Raw genomic sequence first — 4846 nt, 5'->3', positions numbered from 1 at the left:
CGCACCTCGCCCCACGCGGGCGTCTCGATGTTGCGGAAGACGCTCGCCTGCGAGGCGTGCGCCACGACGTCGTCGCGGGTCACCTCGCCGGCAGCGCCGGTCGGGGTCACGGCCGAGAGGTCGACCCCGAGGTCGCGGGCGAGCTTGCGGATGGGCGGCTTGGCCACCACGCCGACCGACGACGTGATGCGCTCCGCGGCCGACACCGGGGGCTTCCGACGCCGGGACTGGACGGGGCCGCCGGAGCCGTAGCCGACGAGGACCGATCCCGATCCGTCCGGTTCCGGGGCCTCGGCGGCCTCCCCGTGCTCCGAGCGCCCGACGGTGGTGTCGACGCCGGAGGCGGCATCCGCAATGGTGATGATCGCCGCACCCACCTCGACGGTGTCGCCCTCGGCGACGAGCAGATCGCCGACGGTACCGGCGAACGGCGAGGGGAGCTCGACGAGCGACTTGGCCGTCTCGATCTCGACGATCACGTCGTTGACGGCGATCTCGTCGCCGGGAGAGACGCGCCACGAGACGATCTCGGCCTCGGTGAGACCCTCCCCGACGTCGGGGAGGACGAATGTCTGCGTGCTCATGGCGTTCCTCTGCTGGGGCGGGTCAGTAGGCGAGGGCGCGGTCGACGGCCTCGAGGATGCGGTCGGGATCGGGCAGGTAGACGCCTTCGAGCTTGGCCGCGGGGAAGGGCGTGTCGAAGCCCGACACGCGCAGCACCGGCGCCTCGAGAGCGTAGAACGCCTTCTCGGTCACCGTCGCCGCGATCTCCGATCCGAGGCTGACGAACCCGGGCGCCTCCTGCGCGTAGACCATGCGGCCGGTGCGCCGCACCGAGTCGAGGAGGGGGCCGTAGTCGACCGGCGAGAGCGAGCGCACGTCGACCACTTCGCAGCTGGTCCCCTCGGACTCCGCGAGAGCGGCCGCCTGCAGGAGCGTCGTCACCATGGCGCCGTGACCGACGAGGGTGACGTCGGTGCCGCGCCGCACGACACGGGAGGCGTGCAGCGGCACGGCCGGAGCCGTGAGATCGACCTCGCCCTTCTGCCAGTAGCGTGCCTTCGGCTCGAGGAAGACGACGGGATCGGGCGATTCGATCGCCTCCTGGATCATCCAGTACGCGTCGTTCGGCGTCGACGGGCTCACCACGCGCAGCCCGGGCGTGTGGGCGAAGTAGGTTTCGGGCGATTCCTGGTGGTGCTCGACCGCGCCGATGTGTCCGCCGTAGGGGATGCGGATCACGACCGGCATCTGCACGGCGCCCTCGTGGCGGTTGGTGATCTTCGCCAGCTGCGTCGTGATCTGATCGAACGCCGGGAAGACGAACCCGTCGAACTGGATCTCGATCACCGGTCGGAATCCGCCCATCGCCAGGCCGATCGCGGTGCCGACGATGCCGGACTCGGCGAGCGGGGTGTCGAGCACGCGACGCTCGCCGAACTCGGCCTGCAGCCCCTCCGTCACGCGGAAGACGCCGCCGAGGCGGCCGATGTCCTCGCCCATGAGCAGCACGCGGTCACTCGCGGACATCGCGGCGCGCAGGCCGGCGTTGAGGGCCTTGGCGATCGGCATGACCGCGGTGGTCTCGCTCGCTGCGGGTGTTGCCGTGGGCGTGGCCGTCGCGGCATCCGTGCTCATCGCGTCTCCCCCTCGAACGTCGCTTCGTAGGCCGCCAGCCACGCACGCTGCTCATCGATCAGCGGATGCGGGGCGGAATACACGTGGGCGAACATGGCTTCGGCGTCTATTCCGCCGAGAGCATTCGTGCGCACGCGGGCGTCGTCGGCCACCGCCCGCGACTCCGCCTCGACGTCGGCGAAGAACGCCGCGGACGCGCCGCGGCCCTCCAGGTAGGCGCGCATGCGCGCGATCGGGTCGCGCCGCGCCCAGGACTGCTCCTCGTCGGACGTGCGGTACTTGGTGGGGTCGTCGCTCGTGGTGTGCGCACCCATTCGGTAGGTGAGCGCCTCGATCGCACGCGGACCGTCGCCGCCGCGCGCCTCGTCGAGCGCCCGGCGCGTGACCGCGTAGCTGGCGAGCACGTCGTTGCCGTCGACCTGCACGCTGGGGATGCCGTATCCCGTGCCGCGCTGGACGAGCGGGGCGCGCGACTGCGTCGCGACGGGCACCGAGATGGCCCAGTGGTTGTTCTGCAGGAAGAAGACCTCGGGCGTGCGGTAGCTCGCTGCGAAGACCATCGCCTCGTGCACGTCGCCCTGGCTGGACGCACCGTCGCCGTAGTAGACGATCACCGCCGCGTCGCGGTCGGGATCTCCGGTGCCGCTTCGGCCGTCGAAGACCATGCCCATGGCCAGCCCGGTCGCGTGCAGCGCCTGCGCACCGAGCACCAGCGTGTAGATGTGGGTGTTGCCGTTCTTGGGGTCGGCCGGATCCCATCCGCCGTGCGTGAGACCCCGCATGAGACGGATGATGTCGACGGGGTCCACTCCGCGTATGCGGCAGACGGCATGCTCCCGATAGGAGGGGAAGAGGTGGTCCTGCGCGCGGGCGGCCCGAGCGGATCCCACCTGCGCGGCCTCCTGCCCGAAGCTCGGCGGCCACAGCGCGAGCTGACCCTGACGCTGCAGATGCGTCGCCTGCTGATCGAAGGCTCGGATCACCGCCATGTCGCGATAGAAGGTCTCGAGATCGGCGTCGTCGAGCGCTTCGATGTAGGGCAGATAGGCCTCGGCGGCGGCGCTCGGGGAGAGCGAGCCGTCGGCGTCGAGGAGGCGTACGACGTCGGGATGTTCGGACGTGCCGTGTGCGGGCGCTTCGGGCGGGGTCACCGTTCTACGCTAGCCCGCCGTCCGGGGTGGCCCGCTGGGAGATCATGCACAACGGATTCCGCGATGCGTAGGACCTTGTCCACAGATTCCTCTTCGCCGACGGAGATCCGGATGCCGTCACCGGCGAAGGGCCGCACGATGAGGCCTGCTGCCTCGAACGCCGCCGCGATCGTCATCGACGCGTCACCGGAAGGGAGCCACACGAAGTTCCCCTGCGCCTGCGGAATCCGCCACCCCACCTCGCGCAGCTGTGCGGCCAAGCGATCCCGCCGTTCCCCGATCACGGCGACACGCGCTCGGAGCTCGTCCTCCAGCTCGAGGCTGGCGATCGCCGCAACTTCGGACTGCCCGGTCACCGACAGCGGAATCGCGGTGCTGCGGGCCGCATCGAGCACCCGAGGGTGGCCGAGGGCGTACCCGACGCGGAGTCCCGCGAGACCGAAGGCCTTGGAGAACGTGCGGCAGACCACGACGTTGGGCCGCTCGGTCGCGAGCACACGCGTGCCGTCGACCGCGTCGGGATCGGTCACGAACTCGGCGTAGGCCTCGTCGAGGATGATGAGCAGGTCATCGGGCACCCGCGCGACGAACGCGTCGAACTCGGCCTGGGTGACGACCGGCCCGGTGGGGTTGTTCGGCGAGCAGACGAGCACAGCTCGCGTGCGGGCGGTGACGGCCGCCGCCATCGCGTCCAGGTCATGACGCGCGTCGTCGGTCACCGGGACCTGCACGCCGGTCGCCCCGGCGAGCACCGTCAACCAGGGATAGGCCTCGAAGGAGCGCCACGCGTAGATCACCTCGTCGCCCGGAGTGGAGACGGCCTGCACGAGCTGGGCCAGGATCGACACGCTGCCGGCACCGATGTGCACGCGCGAGACATCGACGTCGTAGCGTGCGGCGAGGCGCTCGCGCAGCAGGGTCGCCGCCGCATCCGGATAGCGGTTGACGCCGACGGACTCCCGCAGCACCTCGACGACGCCCGGCAGGGGATCGAACGGGTTCTCGTTGCTGGAGAGCTTGTAGGCGTCGGCCCCCGCCTGGCGCCCCTGCTTGTAGGGGGGCAGCGCCGCGATGTCGGCGCGCACGCGCACGGGGATGTCGGATCCGTCGGTCACGGCCCGAGTCTACGACTCGCGCACTGTCGCACCGAGGTGCGCGCGTGGGAGACTGGCGCCACTATGGGCTTCCTGCTTCGTGTCGTCGTCAATGCGTTCGCCATCTGGATCGTCACCCTCATTCCGGTGCTCGGTGTAAGCGTCATCCCCTTCGAGCCCGGCGAGACGCTGCAGCTGGTGCTCACCCTGCTCCTGGTCGCGGCGATCTTCGCGCTCGTGAACACGCTCATCGGCACCGTGATCAAGGTGCTCGCCTTCCCCATCTACATCCTCACGCTCGGCCTGATCGGCCTGGTGATCAACGGTTTCCTGCTGTGGCTGACCGCCTGGATCACGGGATTCTGGAACTTCGGCCTGCGGGTCGAGGACTTCTGGTGGGGGATCGTGGCGGCCATCGTGATCTCGCTCATCAACTGGATCGCCGGCATCATCCTGCGCCCGCGCGACAAGGGCTGAGCCGGCCGCGGCTCACTGTCCGCCACCTCCCGCGGACCGGTCGGAGCGGCGGTGGGCGGTGTACTCGAACACCTCGACGCCGTCCGCCTCGGCCAGCGCATCGACCAGGTCGTGCACGCCGTCCACGCGCGGATCGTCGCTCTGATCGATCAACGCCGCCGTCTCGGTGTAGGCGGACATGTGATGCGCGGGGATCGTGAGATCGTCGATCCCCGCGTCGGGATCGGCGCTGCGTTCGACCACGACGCTTCCGGGTGCACCCACCGCCTGCGCGTGGCCCCCGCCCGACAGGGCGGCCACCGGATCATCGGTGTGCCGCACGGTGACCGCCAGCACGTCGTCGCCGACGTCGGCGTGCACCGGGGAGCCGAAGGTCATGACGGTGCGCACGTCGTAGGTGCCCTCGAGCGCCAGGTGCGAGGTGACCATGGCGGCCTGGGAGTGCGCGGCGGTGTGCACGACGTCTCCCGGCCGGATGCCGGCATC

At 70.4% G+C, this 4846-nt stretch carries 5 protein-coding genes and 1 pseudogene; 1 reads left to right on the top strand and 5 read right to left on the bottom strand.

Annotated elements, in window-relative coordinates; genetic code table 11:
- The 4 genes from B4E30_RS06610 to B4E30_RS06595 all read right to left on the bottom strand — a co-directional run.
- On the bottom strand, window positions 1-584 hold a 584-nt coding region (locus B4E30_RS06610; protein WP_286794133.1), incomplete at its 3' end, for a biotin/lipoyl-containing protein.
- Window positions 585-606: 22 nt separating this feature from the next.
- The gene (locus B4E30_RS06605) at window positions 607-1572 is read right to left on the bottom strand and encodes an alpha-ketoacid dehydrogenase subunit beta (RefSeq protein WP_071045290.1); all 966 of its coding nucleotides are present in this window, start codon (window positions 1570-1572) and stop codon (window positions 607-609) included.
- 62 nt (window positions 1573-1634) lie between these two features.
- Window positions 1635-2789: a thiamine pyrophosphate-dependent dehydrogenase E1 component subunit alpha gene (locus tag B4E30_RS06600; protein ID WP_286794132.1), complete on the bottom strand. Its 1155-nt coding sequence runs from the start codon at window positions 2787-2789 to the stop codon at window positions 1635-1637.
- Window positions 2786-3904, bottom strand: a complete 1119-nt coding sequence (locus B4E30_RS06595; protein ID WP_194384038.1) for a histidinol-phosphate transaminase — start codon at window positions 3902-3904, stop codon at window positions 2786-2788. Before B4E30_RS06595 ends, B4E30_RS06600 begins: the two co-directional genes overlap by 4 nt.
- A 63-nt stretch (window positions 3905-3967) precedes the next feature.
- On the opposite strand from B4E30_RS06595, the gene B4E30_RS06590 reads away from it, so the two are divergent.
- A complete protein-coding gene (locus B4E30_RS06590; protein WP_071045239.1) occupies window positions 3968-4360 on the top strand; it encodes a phage holin family protein in 393 nt (130 codons plus the stop codon).
- 12 nt (window positions 4361-4372) lie between these two features.
- On the opposite strand, the pseudogene B4E30_RS06585 reads toward B4E30_RS06590, so the two are convergent.
- Window positions 4373-4846, bottom strand: a pseudogene (locus tag B4E30_RS06585) (hypothetical protein); the annotation flags it as partial.

The sequence above is a fragment of the Microbacterium sp. UBA3394 genome, from assembly GCF_002358725.1.
GTDB lineage: Bacteria > Actinomycetota > Actinomycetes > Actinomycetales > Microbacteriaceae > Microbacterium > Microbacterium luteum.
Note: the sequence above shows the minus strand (reverse complement) of the source record. Positions and strands in the feature narration are given on the sequence as shown.

Excerpts from the sequence above, each read along its gene's own strand:
- B4E30_RS06605 (WP_071045290.1), bottom strand. The coding sequence starts at position 1,572 with ATGCCGATCGCCAAGGCCCTCAACGCCGGCCTGCGCGCCGCGATGTCC.
- B4E30_RS06590 (WP_071045239.1), top strand. The coding sequence starts at position 3,968 with ATGGGCTTCCTGCTTCGTGTCGTCGTCAATGCGTTCGCCATCTGGATC.